The sequence below is a fragment of the Gordonia terrae genome (genome assembly GCF_001698225.1).
Classification (GTDB): Bacteria; Actinomycetota; Actinomycetes; order Mycobacteriales; family Mycobacteriaceae; genus Gordonia; species Gordonia terrae.
This window is the reverse complement of record NZ_CP016594.1, coordinates 1,415,570-1,430,734: the sequence shown is the minus strand read 5'-3', so window position 1 is coordinate 1,430,734 and position 15,165 is coordinate 1,415,570. Positions and strand designations below refer to the sequence as shown.

Sequence of the window (15,165 nt, the reverse complement as noted above, 5' to 3'; positions counted from 1 at the left end):
GATCTACGTCACCTCCGCATCATCAACACTCCGATCGCGGCGATGGCGATGCCGCGGGGCGCCTCGTAGATGAAGCCGGAGATCCCGGCGATCGCCGGGATAGGCAGCATGAACCCGACCATGCCGACGACGGTCAGGATCCCGATCCAGAGCGGTACCGCCCGGTTGCGGATGAGGCTGACGCCGAAGATCCCCATCCCGGCGAGCATCACGAGGCCGCCGACCGTGTTGAGCAGTTCGAAGGCCGTGGTGCCCAGCATCGAGTCGTCGGCAGCGATGAGCGCGGCCTTGTCCGGATCATGCGCAAAGGGATACGCGACGAACAATTCGATCGTGAGGTGACCGGTCGCGGTGACGAGGTTGCCGACCGCGTAGGCGACGAGGCCGATCAGTCCGGCGATCCCGATCCGGGGCGCCAGCCACGCATACATCCCGGGCAGGCCGAGAAGCAGCAGGGTCGTGCCGATCGCGAGCAGGATCTGCGCCCATGGCGCGCCCGCCCCCTGTAGCGCCTGCACCGAATGGGCTTCGCCGTCGACGATGGGGTGCAGGGTGCCGCCGGCGATGCAGGCGAGCCCGCCGAACGTCAGGGCGCCCCCGCTGAGGCGGCGCAGGACCTGCCAACTCGGACTGCGGAACGGGCCGGGACCATCGGCGCCGGTCGCGTTGTCGTTCTGGTTCTGGGTGTGTGCGGTGGTAGTCATGACCGCAACGCTGACTGCCCCCACTGGTGTTAGCCTTGTGCGCGACTGGTGCGGCCCGACGAACGGCGCGTGTGTTGGCTTCCGATCCACAACTGGCGATCCGGGTCCTGGGCCCTTTGTCGGTGACGGCCGCCGACGGGTCGCCGATCACGATGACGGCCCGCAAACACGCCGAATTGCTGGCCATCCTCACCGCCGAACGCACGGCGTGCTCCCCCGAGCGGGTGACCGAACTGCTGTGGCGCGGTCGTCCACCGGCATCGGCGGTGAGCACGTTGCACGGTTACGTCTCACGATTGCGCCGGACGCTCGGACCCACCGCTGTCGTGCGCATCGACACCGTGCCCGCGGGATACGTGTTGCGCTGCGACGGAGCGGTCACCGACCTCGACCTGCTGGACAAACTCGGACAAGAAGGACTGCAGCTGATCCGGACCGACCCTCGGGCCGGCGCAGAGGTGTTGTGCCGAGCCCTGGAACTCTGGCGCGGCGATCCGGTTCCGGAGATCGCCGACATCCCCGACATCGCACCCGAACTCGTCCGACTCGAGGAGATGCGGGCCGAACTCACCGAGACCGCCGCCGACGCGCTGCGCACCGTGGGCGAGCACCGTCGTTCGGTGGCGCTGCTGACGCCGCTGTGCCGACGCCATCCCTACCGCGAGGGCGCCGCGCGGACACTTGCCCACGCACTGCACGACGACGGACGCACTGTCGACGCCCTCGACGTGCTGCGCCTGCTCCGGCAGGGCCTGCGCGACGACCTGGGTCTCGATCCACACCCCGATACCGTCGCCCTCGAAGTCGATCTGCTCGACCCGTCGCCCGTGGTCATGCGGACCTCCCCTGCCGCCGCGCGACCGTCGCCGGCCCGGACGACACGCGAACTGTTCGGCCGCACCGCGGAACACGCTGTCCTCGAACAGGTCTGGAACGCCAGTACGGGTCGTCCCGCGGGTGCGGTCGTGGTCGGGCCGTCGGGCATCGGGAAGACCGCGCTCGTGGAACACCTCGTCTCCCGACACGGTGCGACCGCGCGCCGCTTCATCGGCCGCCCCGGGCCGCCCGGACCGATGTTCGGCGGACTCGAGGAACTGTTCGGCGAGTCACCCGTATCCGGCCCGACGACGTCCATCCCGGCCGGGCGAATCGTCACCGACCTCACCGCCCACATCTGGTCTGACGTCGCCGCTTTCGGGCGATCGGTGCTGCTCGTCGACGACGCCCAATGGCTCGACACCGACTCCGCGCGTGTGCTGGGCCGGGTGCTGGCAGGCATCGGACAGGCACCGATAGCGGTACTGGTCACCTCCCGCGACCCGGACGCCGAGCCCGTCCGAATCCTCCGGTCAACGCTGGATCGGCACGGCCCGGTCGCCGACCTGCGTCTGCGCGAGCTCGGCACCGACGACATCCGCGCCCTCATCGATCAGCGCCTCGGCGACTTCGGCGAGACCGAACACCTCGACGCCGAGACGCTGGTCGCCCGCTCGTTCGGCAATCCCGCTCTGGCGCAACAGTTGTGCGTTGCAGCGGCGGCCGGTGGATCGTGGGATCGGAACCAACCGGTCCGATCGATGATCTCGACACGCTTCGACGACCTGTCCGACGCCGCGCGTGCACTCGTCACCATCGCTGCGGTGGCCGGAGGTGAACTCCCCGACGACGTGGTCACCGAGGTGGCCGATGCTCTCGGTCGGGGCGTGGGCGACGAGGCGCGGCGCAGCGGCCTGCTGGCCGACCTCATTCCTCTGAGAAGCGAGTTCCGGGGCACCGTCGACGTGGCATCGATCGCCGTTGCCACTCAGGCGTGTATCCGGGCGGCTCATCGCGCATTGTCCGCGTCGGCGGACCATCGCGCGCTCGACCTGGCCCGTTGCGGGCTCTCCCTTCCCGGGCTGGACCCGTCGTCGACCGTCGAGCTGCACCGGATCGCCGGTGAGGCCGCCCTCCGTGTCGGCGAGTTCGATTCCGCGGCTGCTTCTCTCGAATCGGCCGCAGCTCCGAGTCGGGCTGCGCGGGACTGGCGCTCCCTCGCCGACACCGCGCTGCTGTCGACCCCCCGAGGGGTCGCGGGTTACTGGTCCGGTTATGGCGTCGTGCAGGCCGACGACGCCGCGCTGGCCCGTGAGGCGCTGACACACGGCGACGCGTTGGCCCCAGAGGTGTCGGCGCGCCTGCACGCGTCGGAGGCAGCCCGGTTGACGGTCCTCGGCTTGCCGGGCGCCGACGATCACCTCGGGGCCGCACGGGTCGTCCACGGCGGCGGCGCCGTGGATTTCGAGATCGCGCTCGCCGACTTCCTCGTCCGGTGGGTTCCCGACCGGTTGGCGGATCGGCGCAAGATCGCGCGGGAGCTGTACGAACTGTCGGCGGGCGACATCCAGAAGCGCCTCACCGCACTCCACCTACAACGTGTGTGTGCGCTGGAGGCAGGTGACCTCCGTCTGGCGCGGCGGCTGTCGACCGAGTTCACCCGACTCGCTGGACGAGGTGGCGGCACCGACGCGGAGACCATGCAGTTGTGGTGGCAGGTCATGATCGCGCTCCTGCGCGGCGATCATGAGACCAGCACGAGGCTGACCGAACGGTTCGCGGCGACGGTCGGCGAACTGTCGGACCGTGCAAGGCTTCTCGCCGAGTCCTCGATGGCGACCAGCGCCTCGATCGCGGCGTGGCATCGAGGCGACCTCGCCTCGGCGCTGCCGCCGTTCGACGCGCTCGCGGAAGAGGTCGACGAGGACTTCGCCCTCGTCATCGCTCTCGGCGCCGCCGAGAGCGGCGACCTCGACCGCGCCCTCGACCTGGCGACCGAGCTCACCGCGGACGCCGGTGGGTGGACGGGTTCGCGGGTGGTCGCCCGGGTTCCGCTGTTGATCGAGACGCTGTACGCGATCTCGTGCGATCCCCGTCACCGCGATGCCGCGCGCGAGATCTGCGGACGCATCGAGCCGTTCACCGCGGACTGGTCGTCGGGCCTTCTGGTGCAGTGGCCTGGACTCGTGTGCCTGGGTCCGGTGACGCTCTATCGAGGAACAGCACGCCAGATCGTCGGGATGGATGGCTCGGCCGATCTGCGGGAGGCCATACGGGTCGCGCGCGACACCGGCGCCCGTCCCTACCTGCGGCGCGCCGAGCATCGACTCGGCGACGGCTGACGCCTCACTTCCAGGCGAACACCGGCTGCTCGAAGCCGTCGACCCGGGTGTGTCGGTCCCGCAGGACCACCTCGGCGAACTGGTAGATGACCGCAGCCGTCGGCGCGTGGACGAGGGAGCCGACGATGGGCAGCTGGATGACCGGCAGATCCGACTGTGGAATCGTGAGGAATCGCGGTTCGACGAGCAGTTCCTCGAAGGTGACGAAGAACAGCAGGGCCACCTCGTCGGGATTGGGCGTCGGTTCCTGGTACTCCTCGGCCCAGCAGACGATCGGGGTGATCACGAACCCTGAGCGAGTCGGGTAGTCGTCGAGCGCACCGAGCACCGAACTCGGGGGCAACTGGATGCCGAGCTCCTCGTCGAGTTCACGCAGACCGGCCGTGACATGGTCCTCACCGGGGTCCAGCCGACCGCCCGGCAGGGCGAACTGCGCGGCGTGGCGGCGCATGGTTGCCGGGCGTTTGGACAGCCAGATGCCCTGGCGTCCGTCCTTCTCGGCGACGGCGAGGACGACCGAGGCGGCGCGGGCGTCCGGGACGTCGGCGGTGCGCCGGTCAAAGGCGTCGACGCGCGCGGCGGCCACGGCCCGATCGAGAGTAGTCACACCCTCAGTTGATCATGTCGGCCATCCGTCGTGACCGCCTGCGTGAGGTGATAGCTCACGATACTGAGTGCGAACAGCCCGAGGGCCAGGTTGAACAGGGCACCGAACCCTTCGAGCGCGAAGTCGACGAGGGCGTTCGACAGCATGAACACCAACGCCGCGATACGCAGCCCGCGAAGCGGTCCCGCCGAGGCCACCCCGCGTCCACGCGCGACCATTGCCGGCAGGGCCAGCGCCAGGGTGATGATGCCGCTGACCAGCAGGATCCACGTGGCGGGAGTACTGCCGGTGAGCTCGATGTAGATGTCGAGTTCCTCGCTGCGATCCCCGGTGAAGTAGAAGCTCAACACGCCGACGACGATGGTGAGCCCGGAGGCCACCACCAATCCCCAGCCGACGACGGGAATCCATCGGGGACTCCGGAAGAAGCCGGGGATCAACGCCACCGCGCGGTCGCGGAGCCGCATCAACCGGTCCGGCGTGCCCTCGCTCGACTCGAGGAGCGCCCGGATGTGACCGATCGTCTCGGCATCGAGGCCCTTGTCCTCCGCGACGACGAGGAACTCTTCGGCTTGGCGTCGTCGGCGCTCCGGAAGCCCGTGTGCGACACCGTCGGCCGCGATGACCGCCGCATTGGCGAGCGCTTCGGCGCCGGTGGGTCGCTGGACATCTCGGACGACGCGGCTGATCAACAGGATCATCACGACGAGCACGTACATGATCTCCGCCGACGGCCCGTAGAAGTAGTCGTTGGTGCGGGTGACGAATTTGCCGACCTCGTCGAGGAACAACCCGAAACCGATGCCGCCGAGCACGATCGCGACGATCCGCGCCGTCGCCCCGAGAAACAGCCAACCGGTGATCAGCGCCAGCATCATCAGCGCCCCGCCCCACAGCGCGTGCGCGATGTGCAGGGTGCCGCCGCCGATCTGCGGATACCCGGTCAGGTGCAGGTACAGCCTGGTGACGATGATCGTCGCGATCGCGATGATCAGGAACCACTCGACGGCCGCGGTGCCGTACACGCTGCGGACGACCACCGTGGTCGCGCGAGTTCTCATTGAACGAGTATGGCCGGTTGGCCGTCGTCGCTGGTCGAGCTTGTCGAAACCACCCACCCCCGCTGGTTGAGCTCGTCGAAACCACCCATCCCCCGCTGGTCGAGCCGGCACACCCTTCCGCTGGTTGAGCCGGCTCCGAGCGAAGCGAGGCGCCGAGTCGAAACCACCTGGCGACCACTCCCCGCACCCCCTCCCGCTGGTTGACCAGGTGCCCCCGCCCGCTGGTTGAGCCGGCACCCCCTCCCGGCTGTTGACCAGGTGCCCCCTCCCGCTGGTTGACCAGGTGCCCCCTCCCGCTGGTTGACCAGGTGCCCCCTCCCGCTGGTTGACCAGGTGCCCCCTTCCGCTGGTTGAGCCGGCACCGAGCGAAGCGAGGCGCCGAGTCGAAACCACCTGGCGACCAGAACATTCCAGAGCAACCACGACACCGTCAGCGAACCCATGTGCACCGCAACGCGTCTGCGACGGACCGATGTTGCTGTGGGGAACCATTCGAAATCGTCGGTGGCGTTCTGAGACCGCATGTCGCGGTTGCGTTCTGGGCGCTGAGAACGAAGGGGTCCGAACGCAAGAATCCCCAGCAGTGTGAACTGCTGGGGATTGTTGTGGTGGCCAGAGTCGGGATCGAACCGACGACCTTCCGCTTTTCAGGCGGACGCTCGTACCAACTGAGCTACCTGGCCGGAAGGTGCCGGTTGCGATGAACCGAAACCTTTGGCGACCCTGACGGGACTCGAACCCGCGACCTCCGCCGTGACAGGGCGGCGCGCTAACCAACTGCGCCACAGGGCCTTGTTCAATTATCTGTCCGGTCCTCGTCGCCGAGTACCGGACAGGCGTACCCCCTACGGGATTCGAACCCGCGCTACCGCCTTGAAAGGGCGGCGTCCTAGGCCGCTAGACGAAGGGGGCCGGTCGTGTTCTCCGTTGGGAGCTTGGATAGCTTATGACACGTCTCGCGCAAACTACAAATCGACTGGTCAGGACCATAAACGGGCCATCTCGAGGAGTTCGACGACACGCACATGGAGGGCCACGTTCTCGCCGCGTGCACACGTTGTAAACTCATCGACGCCCCGGCTCGCCGGGGTCCTGCCCCTATAGCTCAGTTGGTAGAGCTACGGACTTTTAATCCGCAGGTCCCAGGTTCGAGCCCTGGTGGGGGCACCCACATCGACGCGCACCACGAAGCATCCTGCGGCACAGCAGATGTCAGTGTCACCCGATCGGACGAACTCTGTCGGCATACGCGCCGACGAGGGCATGGGCTACCTACGATCCGGTGGTGACGGCAACCGCCCGGCTGGATTCTCTGGCCATCCTCTGCCCCGTGATGACCCGAGTCCGCATCACGACTCTCGCCGCCCTCATCTGTGTACTCAGCACCGTGCTGGCAGTGCCGGCGACGGCATCCCCCGGCGGCGGTCCCGAGTATGTCGCCCTGGGCGACTCGCGCGCTGCGGCGCCCACGAACGGATCCAGCATGCGCCCGGACGGATGCGGGCGCACTCATGACGGCTACCCCGTACACGTGGCCGCGCGACTCGGGCTCACCTTGCGGTCTGTCGCCTGCGTCAACGCCACCACTGCGAATGTCATGACGACACCGCAACCGACGCTCTACGGTCCGCATCCCGCCCAGACACGCGCGCTGTCCCGGTCGACGCGGCTGGTCACCCTGTCGATCGGCGGCATCGACCTGCAGTGGTGGTCGCTGGTGTCGTCCTGCTTCACAACAAGGTTCGGCCACGACGCACGCTGCCGCGGCAACGCCTCGGTGGCAAGGCGAATCGATTCCGGCCTGTCCCGGCTCGCGCCCAAGATCGACGCCACGCTGACCCAGATCCGACGACGCGCTCCCCAAGCGCGGGTCGTACTCGTCGGTCACGGCGGCTACTACGGGCAGACCGGTTGCCCCGACCAAGCCAACATCAGCACCGCAGACGCCGCGTTCGTCCTCCGGTTCTTCGAGCGCTTCAACGCAGTACTCGAGAAGTCCGCCCACGCGCAGTCGGTCACCTTCGTCGACGTCGCCGGCCCCGCCGTCGGACACGACGCATGCGCGGGTGCCGCCCGATGGTTCGAGGGAAACATCTCGCGGTCAGCGACCCAGGTCCGCCATCCCACCCCGCTGGGAAGCCGCGCCATCGCGGATCTGGTCGTTGCAGCGCTCTGACCCCACCGCCGGTTGAGCCCGGTCCCGAGCCCCACGCTGGCAGAGCCGGCCCCGGGCCCCACCGCTGGTTGAGCCGGCCCCGGGCCTTACCGCTGGTTGAGCCGGCCCCGAGCGAAGCGAGGCGCCGAGTTCGAAGCCACCCCACCGTTGGCCGGCCGGCGGCGACGTCGAAACAAGTCGTCCCGTCAGCGACACTCACTCCGCGCGGGCACCCCGCGCAGGCGGGCGTCGAGCCACGTCAACGTGTCAGGCAGGCCGGCGAAGATCCCGGTCATGTGTTCGGCCGGGTACTCGCGGTACGACGCTGATGCCCCCAGCGCACACTGCTCGGCAAACAGAGCACGCGCCTGGCTCGCCGGTATCCACCATTCGTACGTCCCGTGATAGATCCGCAACGGCATCGTCGCCTTGTGGTCCGTCATCGAGGTGATCTCGAACAGTCGCTCGGCGACGGGTGAATGGTAGGGATCGGGATCTGCCGACAACACCTGGGTGGGTATGTGCGACACCCCCAGAGCACCCATCCCGCTGGTACACAGGTCCCGCATCGGAGACGTGGCCAACCAGCGTGCCGCGTTGTTCGCCATCGCGAGGACTTCGGGACGCTCGCGTGCGACGCCGAGCATGGCGGCGTGGAACACCCCGGAACCGAGATTGGCGTTCATGGCGCCGGCCAGCGAACGGTAGTCGGCCGGCACACCCCCGTATGCCGCGCCGACGATCCTCTCGGCCTGCTCCGGAGCGTAGGAATCGGCCAGCTTCGCTGCTGCATTGGTCGCGATCGCACCGCCGGAGTATCCGTGCAGGGCGATCGGGCCGCGGCTGAAGTTGTCGGGGTCGAGCCGGCTCGCCGCACGTACCGAGTCCATGATCACGTGTGCCGCGACATACGGTTCGGCGTAAGCCATCCGGGGGCCGGTGTGGTCGGGCACGATCACCGCGTAGCCGCGGTCGAGTGCCAATTGCGCGAACGGCGGGACGAGGTCGGTGGTGTTGGTGTCGGCGTGATAGCCGTGAGCCAGCGTGTAACCGGGCGTGCATTTCGTACCGAGCGCCACGATCGGCGAATTGTGAATCAGCACCGGACGCGAACGAGGTCCCTGCCACGCCTTGGCCGGGACCAACAGGGTCGCGGTACCGAAAATCGGCTGACCACCGGCGTCGACGCTGCGGAACTTGACCTGGCGGGCCGACCGCAACGGAACCGTCATCAACAACTGCGCTGTGCGCATGACATCGCGAGTGGAGATGACTTCTCCACTCGCCCTGCGCGTGAGATCCGCCGGCCACTGATCGAAGAACCGGTCACCACTCGGCGAGGGCATGACCGCCTCGCGAAGTTCCTGTAGCTCATGGGAGGCGCCGGGGGTCACCGAGCGTGCAGGTATGCGCTCGAGCTCCTTCACCGGCGGTGGCGGCACCGTGGCGTCGATGGCTTCGGGCACCGCGGAGGGCGCGGGACCGAGGTTCGGCGGCTCGGCCCACACCTCCGCCGGGCCTCCGACCGCGCCGATCGTCATCACCGTCGCCGCAACTGCAGCGGCCGCCGCGCGCAGCATCCAGCCCCGCACGTTCCACCATGCCGGCATCGCCAACACTCCTGTCACACAAGCGATCCCGGACCGGAACACCCCGCTGGTCAGCCACTGCTCGCATCGAAATCGAACCCCGTCATGCTAAAGGGTTCGCGTGAACGGGCGGCAACGGCCCCGTTGATTGTTTCGTCCGAGGCAGGCCTCATGTAACGCCCGCCGGTTCAGCTGGGATACTCCCGCCGTGACCCGAATCCGCCTCGCACTCGTCGCCATCCTCGCCATCGCGATCAGCTGTGTGTCGGTACCGTCGGTTCTCGCCGCGCCGGCGGCACCCGCTTACGTCGCCCTCGGGGACTCACGCGCCGCGGCGCCGACACTGACCTCGGCGCAGCATCCGGACGGGTGCGGCCGTACGCGCGACGCCTACCCGAACCACCTCGCCTCCCAGCTCCGGATGAGCTTCACCTCGGTCGCCTGCGTGAACGCCACGACAGCAGACGTCACGACCAGCCGACAGACGACATCGTTTGGCGCCCGGCCCGTCCAGATCAACGCCCTGTCGTGGTCCACGCGACTGGTGACTCTCTCGATCGGCGGCAACGATCTCCGCTGGTGGTCGATTGTCTCCTCCTGCTTCACGCCCAGGTTCGGCCAGGACGCTCGGTGTCGACAGGATCGAGCCATGGCCGACCGGATGACCTCGGCCCTCACCGCAGTCGCACCGAAGATCGGCGCAACTCTGAGCGCCATCGCCGCCCGTGCACCCCTCGCTCGCGTCGTTCTCGTCGGACACGGCGGCTACTACGGCCGAACCGGTTGCCCCGGCCAGGCGAACATCAGCAACGCCGACGCCGCGTACCTCTACGCGTTTTTCAAGCGATTCGACGCGATCCTGCGGACAGCCGCCGTCACACGATCGATGACCTTCGTCGACGTGGCCGCCGCCGCGGTCGGACATGACGCATGCGCGGGCGCAGCGCGCTGGTTCGAAGGGAACGCCTCGCAATCCCAGACCCAACCCCGCCACCCGACGCCGTTGGGAAGCAAAGCCATCGCAAATCTGATCGCCCGGGCGCTCTAGACCCCGTAGAAGCCCACGTTGCAGAGCTGATCGCCGTCTCATACCGGCGGAACCCGAAACCCGTTCGCTGTGCGCACCTTTGGCCGTGCCGCCCTCCGGGACACGCCGACTCGGTACAAAATTGTGCCAACTCACCGGCAGTCCCGAGCGGTTTCCCGGAACTCTCCTGCGAGACATTCCGACCGACGACAACCCGTCGAATTGTCCAATTCCGGTTCGATTCGGGAACGCCCCGATAGCTCACGTTCCGATCAACGAAAACGACTCACAAAAATAAGCGGTCATTAGTCAACCGGCATTTCTCAACCGGCGATTGTCAACTCGCAACACAGGCGCGAGCGTCGCCACACGCCGACCGAAGCACCGCCGAGCGCACCGGCTGACGGACGGCCCGGTAAACCTGCAGTTCAGGACACCTAGAGAGCCACCGACGAGACAACCACTGTTGTCTCATGGGCGCGAATCTCAGCTCTCGGAACACTCGACAAGCATCGCCTGACAAACGCGCCCGACGCCGATACCAGCCCATTCGACAGTGATCGAGAATCCCGCTCTGAAACCGGGATTGAGTCAGTCGTCCAGGTTCTCCGCCTTTTCCGACAAAGCGACGTAGTCCAGACGAACCCGCGCGAAAACAATCTGTGTAAAAGCCGAGAAATGCGTTGTAGTGTTCCGAATCGCCAAGGCAGCGAGCCGCTCGAATACAACCGGCCGTTCGCCTCGGCGTCACTCAGGGGGAGTACATGAGCGTTCCAGTTGACCGGTTCACGAGGGCCTTCATCGGTACCGACCGTGTTCCGGACGCGACGCCGACCACGTCGCAGAGTTGGCTGGTCCAGTACGCGCGGCACGTCGCGTGGACCGATCTGTCGCTCATCTCGATCGCCGTTCTGGCCGGACAGTTCCTACGGTTCGGTGCCGACCCCTTCCGGCCGATCGGCCGCGACGGTATCCCCGCACTCCTGGTCACCGTGACCCTCATCGTCGGATGGCAGACGGCGTTGCGCGTCGGACAGGCCGGCGATCCCCGCATACTGGGCACCGGACCTGTCGAGTACCACCGTGTCCTGAGCGCCTGCTTCGTCTGCTTCGGTGCCTGGGCCATCATCGACCTCGCATTCGCTCTGGGCATCGCCCGCGGATTCATCGCTATCGCGCTCCCGGCCGGGACGCTGATGCTCATCGTCGGCCGATGGGCCTGGCGCCGACACCTCCTGGCGGGCCGCGAGAGCGGACGATTCCTGCGATCGGTACTGGTCGTCGGCTCCCGATCATCCGCTCGAGCACTCATCGACCGGTTGAACACGAATCCCGCCCTCGGCTACCGAGTCGTGGGAGTGTGCCTCACCGATCCGCCCGGCGCCTCTCCGACCCCGAAGTTCGCCGCCGGACACGCGACCCAGGGCGTGGTCGCCGAAGTCCCGATCTTCGCCGGCTACGACCGGGCTTCCGAGCTGGTCCGCACCTGCGGGGCCAACACCGTTGCCGTGACCTCCGCCGACGCACTCGGCCATCGGGCGATGCGTGAACTGTCGTGGGAGCTCGAGAACTGCGATGTCGAGATGCTCGTGGCCCCCGGACTGATCGACGTCGCCGGCCCGCGTATCACCATGCGTCCCGAGGCCGGACTCCCACTGCTCCACATCGATCGACCGCGATACAAAGGTGCCAACCGTTTTCTGAAACAGACCTTCGACAAGGTGCTGACAGTGGTTGCGCTGGTGCTTCTTTCACCCTTGCTCGCGCTCTGCGCGCTGGCTGTCAAGCTCGACAGCAGAGGCCCGGTGTTCTACCGCGCCGAACGCATCGGCACCGACAACACTCCGTTCGCGATGTGGAAGTTCCGCTCGATGGTCGTCGACGCGGACACCATGCGCGCCGGCCTCGCCGTCCGCGACGACGGGAACGGAGTCCTCTTCAAACTCCACGCCGATCCGCGAGTCACCCGTGTCGGTCGAATCATCCGCCGTTACAGCCTCGACGAACTGCCGCAGTTGTTCAACGTGCTGGGCGGGACGATGAGCCTCGTGGGTCCGCGCCCGCCCTTGCGTGAAGAGGTCGAGTCCTATGACCCGGTCGTCCGGCGACGCATGCTCGTCCGCCCCGGGATGACGGGCCTGTGGCAGATCTCCGGTCGCAGCGACCTCTCCTGGGAGGACTCCGTGCGGCTCGATCTCTCCTACGTCGAGAACTGGTCACTGACAACCGACCTCGTCATCCTCTGGCGGACCGCCAGCGCCGTCCTCTCTCGTCGGGGCGCCTATTGACCGCCACGTCCACCCATCATCCGCACCGCCACCACGGATCGACACCACTCGAAGGAAGCACCATGAAGAAGGCCCTGATCACCGGGATCACCGGTCAGGACGGCTCCTACCTCGCCGAATTGCTCTTGTCCAAAGGCTATGAGGTACACGGACTCATCCGACGATCGTCGTCGTTCAACACCGCCCGGATCGACCACCTCTATCAGGACCCGCACGACCCGTTCGCCCGCCTGTTCCTGCACTACGGCGATCTCAGCGACGGCGCCCGACTGGTCACGCTGCTCGCGTCGATCGACCCGGACGAGGTCTACAACCTGGCCGCGCAGTCGCACGTCCGCGTCAGCTTCGACGAGCCCGAGCACACCGGTGACACCACCGGAATCGGCTCGGTCCGACTGTTGGAAGCGGTGCGCCAGGCGGGCATTCGATGCCGGTACTACCAGGCATCCAGTTCGGAGATGTTCGGCGCCTCTCCCCCGCCGCAGAACGAGGACACCCTGTTCTACCCTCGCTCCCCGTATGGGGCGGCGAAGGTCTACTCGTACTGGGTCACCCGTAACTACCGCGAGGCCTACGGCCTGTTCGCCGTCAACGGCATCTTGTTCAACCACGAATCCCCCCGCCGCGGCGAGACTTTCGTGACACGCAAGATCACCCGCGCAGTCGCCCGCATCAAGGCCGGCGTACAGAAGGACCTCTACATGGGCAATCTCGACGCCGTGCGCGACTGGGGTTACGCGCCGGAGTACGTCGAGGGGATGTGGCGCATGCTGCAGGCCGACGAGCCCGCCGACTACGTGCTCGCGACCGGTGTGCCCTTCACCGTCCGCGATTTCCTCCAGCACGCCTTCGACCACGCCGGCCTCGACTGGCGCGACCACGTCGTCTTCGACGAGCGCTACCTGCGTCCCACCGAGGTCGACTCGCTGATCGGCGACGCATCGAAGGCCGAACTTGACCTCGGGTGGCGAGCCGCGGTCCGCGCACCGGAACTCGCTCGGATCATGGTCGATGCCGACATCGCCGCCTTGAAATGCGAGGGCACGGAGTGGATCGACAAGCCGCAACTGCTCGCTTGGAGTCGCGCGTCATGACGCGGTCTGTGCGACGACGCGGCTGGGAGCCCGGGCCGCTCGATCCGTCGGCCACCTTCTACATCGCGGGCCACCGCGGCCTCGCCGGTTCGGCTCTGGTGCGGGCGCTGCGGCGGCGGGGAATCTCCGACATCATCGGGCGCACCAGCCGTGAACTCGACCTCCGCGACCGGCACAGCGTCTTCGAGTTCTTCGCGCACAACACACCCGACGTGGTGATCCTCGCGGCCGCCCGGGTCGGCGGAATCGCCGCCAACAACGCCTGGCCTGTCGACTTCCTCTCCGAGAACCTGCGCATCCAGGTCAACGTCCTCGACGCGGCGGCCGCATATGGCGTCGAGCGCGTGCTGTTCCTGGGGTCGTCGTGCATCTACCCCAAGTTCGCCCCGCAGCCGATCCGCGAGGACGCATTGCTCACCGGCGCCCTGGAACCGACCAACGACGCGTACGCGGTAGCCAAGATCGCGGGCATCATGCAGGTGCAGGCGACGCGACGCCAGTACGGGCTGCCCTGGATCTCCGCGATGCCCACCAACCTGTACGGGCCGAACGACAACTTCTCCGGCGAGACGAGCCATTTGCTCCCAGCGATGATCCGACGCTACGAGTCGGCGCGCCGGGGGGCCACGCCGAGCGTCACCAACTGGGGAAGCGGGACACCGCGTCGCGAGCTCCTACACGCCGACGACATGGCCGAGGCCTGCCTGTGCCTGCTCGAGAATCACGACGATCCGCGCCAGGTCAACATCGGTACCGGCATGGACCATTCGATCGCCGAGATCGCCGCGATCGTGGCCGACGCCGTCGGTTACGGCGGTGTTGTCGACTGGGACACCACCAAACCCGACGGAACGCCACGAAAGCTGCTCGACATCAGCACCATTCACAGCCTGGGATGGCGGCCGACGATCAGTCTCGAGCAGGGTGTCGCCGACGTCGTCGAGTGGTACCGCGCAGCTCACCACCCCGATATGGACCCCTGCTCAGAGGTCGGGGCCGGCGATGTCCGGATCTGAGTCGTCGGTGATGACCGATGCCACGACCACCGTCCCGGGCGCGACGTCGCGGGAGACCACCGCGGCGGCACCCACCACCGCGCGTCGTCCGATGGTCACCGGACCTATCACGCGCGCGCGCAACGCAATCCACGCGCCGTCCGCCACGACCAGCTCACCGCGTGTATCAGCCGGACACCGCAGCGCGGCGGCTTGCGACACCACGACGTTCGCGCCGATCCGGATCGAACCGGCGCTGTCGAGAGTCACCGCCTCGCCGATCCACGAGTCCGCGCCGATCACGAGTCGCGCCGGACTGGTGACCCGCACACGTGGTCGCATCAACACCCCGCGGCCGATCTCCGCACCGAACACCCGGAGCACCGCCAGGCGAACGGAATTGGGCACGAACACCAACCCGATCGCACGCATCACGAAAGGCCAAGCCAGCGATGACAACTGAGCTAACACGACCGCCATCGTATCG

Annotated in this window: 11 protein-coding genes and 4 tRNA genes; 7 read left to right on the top strand and 8 right to left on the bottom strand. The window is 67.4% G+C overall.

Annotation, left to right across the window (positions count from 1 at the left end):
• Positions 1–8: 8 nt before the first annotated feature.
• Positions 9–704, bottom strand: coding sequence for a hypothetical protein (locus BCM27_RS06495; protein ID WP_033205033.1), 696 nt, complete (start codon positions 702–704; stop codon positions 9–11).
• A 71-nt stretch (positions 705–775) separates the two neighbouring features.
• Between BCM27_RS06495 and BCM27_RS06490 the strand changes: the two genes are divergently transcribed.
• The gene (locus BCM27_RS06490; RefSeq protein WP_004021351.1) at positions 776–3,862 is read left to right on the top strand and encodes an ATP-binding protein; all 3,087 of its coding nucleotides are present in this window, start codon (positions 776–778) and stop codon (positions 3,860–3,862) included.
• Between the two features lie 4 nt (positions 3,863–3,866).
• Here the strand turns inward: BCM27_RS06490 and BCM27_RS06485 are convergent, their stop codons facing one another.
• The 5 genes from BCM27_RS06485 to BCM27_RS06465 form a co-directional block, all read right to left on the bottom strand.
• Positions 3,867–4,469: an NUDIX hydrolase gene (locus tag BCM27_RS06485; RefSeq protein WP_004021352.1), complete on the bottom strand. Its 603-nt coding sequence runs from the start codon at positions 4,467–4,469 to the stop codon at positions 3,867–3,869.
• A complete protein-coding gene (locus BCM27_RS06480) occupies positions 4,466–5,530 on the bottom strand; it encodes a hypothetical protein (protein WP_081487008.1) in 1,065 nt (354 codons plus the stop codon). The genes BCM27_RS06485 and BCM27_RS06480 overlap by 4 nt, the downstream gene beginning before the upstream one ends.
• A gap of 606 nt (positions 5,531–6,136) precedes the next feature.
• Positions 6,137–6,213, bottom strand: a tRNA-Phe gene (locus BCM27_RS06475).
• A gap of 32 nt (positions 6,214–6,245) precedes the next feature.
• A tRNA-Asp gene (locus BCM27_RS06470) sits at positions 6,246–6,322 on the bottom strand.
• A 47-nt stretch (positions 6,323–6,369) separates the two neighbouring features.
• A tRNA-Glu gene (locus tag BCM27_RS06465) sits at positions 6,370–6,442 on the bottom strand.
• Between the two features lie 182 nt (positions 6,443–6,624).
• Here BCM27_RS06465 and BCM27_RS06460 point away from each other — a divergent pair.
• Both BCM27_RS06460 and BCM27_RS06455 read left to right on the top strand, forming a co-directional pair.
• A tRNA-Lys gene (locus BCM27_RS06460) sits at positions 6,625–6,697 on the top strand.
• 118 nt (positions 6,698–6,815) lie between these two features.
• On the top strand, positions 6,816–7,706 hold the full coding sequence (locus BCM27_RS06455) for an SGNH/GDSL hydrolase family protein (protein WP_239450673.1): 891 nt from the start codon (positions 6,816–6,818) through the stop codon (positions 7,704–7,706).
• A 185-nt stretch (positions 7,707–7,891) separates the two neighbouring features.
• Here BCM27_RS06455 and BCM27_RS06450 read toward each other — a convergent pair whose 3' ends face one another.
• Positions 7,892–9,295, bottom strand: coding sequence for a lipase family protein (locus tag BCM27_RS06450; protein WP_004021355.1), 1,404 nt, complete (start codon positions 9,293–9,295; stop codon positions 7,892–7,894).
• A 187-nt stretch (positions 9,296–9,482) separates the two neighbouring features.
• On the opposite strand from BCM27_RS06450, the gene BCM27_RS06445 reads away from it, so the two are divergent.
• The 4 genes from BCM27_RS06445 (at position 9,483) to BCM27_RS06430 (ending at position 14,699) form a co-directional block, all read left to right on the top strand.
• On the top strand, positions 9,483–10,322 hold the full coding sequence (locus tag BCM27_RS06445) for an SGNH/GDSL hydrolase family protein (protein WP_004021356.1): 840 nt from the start codon (positions 9,483–9,485) through the stop codon (positions 10,320–10,322).
• A gap of 743 nt (positions 10,323–11,065) precedes the next feature.
• Positions 11,066–12,589, top strand: coding sequence for a sugar transferase (locus BCM27_RS06440; RefSeq protein WP_004021357.1), 1,524 nt, complete (start codon positions 11,066–11,068; stop codon positions 12,587–12,589).
• Positions 12,590–12,651: 62 nt separating this feature from the next.
• Entirely contained in the window at positions 12,652–13,683 is a 1,032-nt protein-coding gene (gene gmd, locus BCM27_RS06435; protein WP_004021358.1) for a GDP-mannose 4,6-dehydratase, read from the top strand.
• Positions 13,680–14,699 carry a GDP-L-fucose synthase family protein gene (locus tag BCM27_RS06430; protein ID WP_004021359.1) on the top strand — a complete coding sequence of 340 codons (1,020 nt, stop codon included), beginning with the start codon at positions 13,680–13,682 and terminating at the stop codon, positions 14,697–14,699. Before gmd ends, BCM27_RS06430 begins: the two co-directional genes overlap by 4 nt.
• On the opposite strand, the gene BCM27_RS06425 is transcribed toward BCM27_RS06430, so the two are convergent.
• The gene (locus tag BCM27_RS06425) at positions 14,667–15,110 is read right to left on the bottom strand and encodes an LbetaH domain-containing protein (RefSeq protein WP_240492362.1); all 444 of its coding nucleotides are present in this window, start codon (positions 15,108–15,110) and stop codon (positions 14,667–14,669) included. The genes BCM27_RS06430 and BCM27_RS06425 overlap by 33 nt on opposite strands.
• Positions 15,111–15,165 lie beyond the last annotated feature (55 nt).

Bases quoted from the DNA above. Each gene is read 5' to 3' on its own strand.
- BCM27_RS06495 (WP_033205033.1), bottom strand. From the start codon at position 704: ATGACTACCACCGCACACACCCAGAACCAGAACGACAACGCGACCGGC.
- BCM27_RS06480 (WP_081487008.1), bottom strand. From the start codon at position 5,530: ATGAGAACTCGCGCGACCACGGTGGTCGTCCGCAGCGTGTACGGCACC.
- BCM27_RS06450 (WP_004021355.1), bottom strand. From the start codon at position 9,295: ATGCCGGCATGGTGGAACGTGCGGGGCTGGATGCTGCGCGCGGCGGCC.
- BCM27_RS06440 (WP_004021357.1), top strand. From the start codon at position 11,066: ATGAGCGTTCCAGTTGACCGGTTCACGAGGGCCTTCATCGGTACCGAC.
- gmd (WP_004021358.1), top strand. From the start codon at position 12,652: ATGAAGAAGGCCCTGATCACCGGGATCACCGGTCAGGACGGCTCCTAC.
- BCM27_RS06430 (WP_004021359.1), top strand. From the start codon at position 13,680: ATGACGCGGTCTGTGCGACGACGCGGCTGGGAGCCCGGGCCGCTCGAT.
- BCM27_RS06425 (WP_240492362.1), bottom strand. From the start codon at position 15,110: ATGCGTGCGATCGGGTTGGTGTTCGTGCCCAATTCCGTTCGCCTGGCG.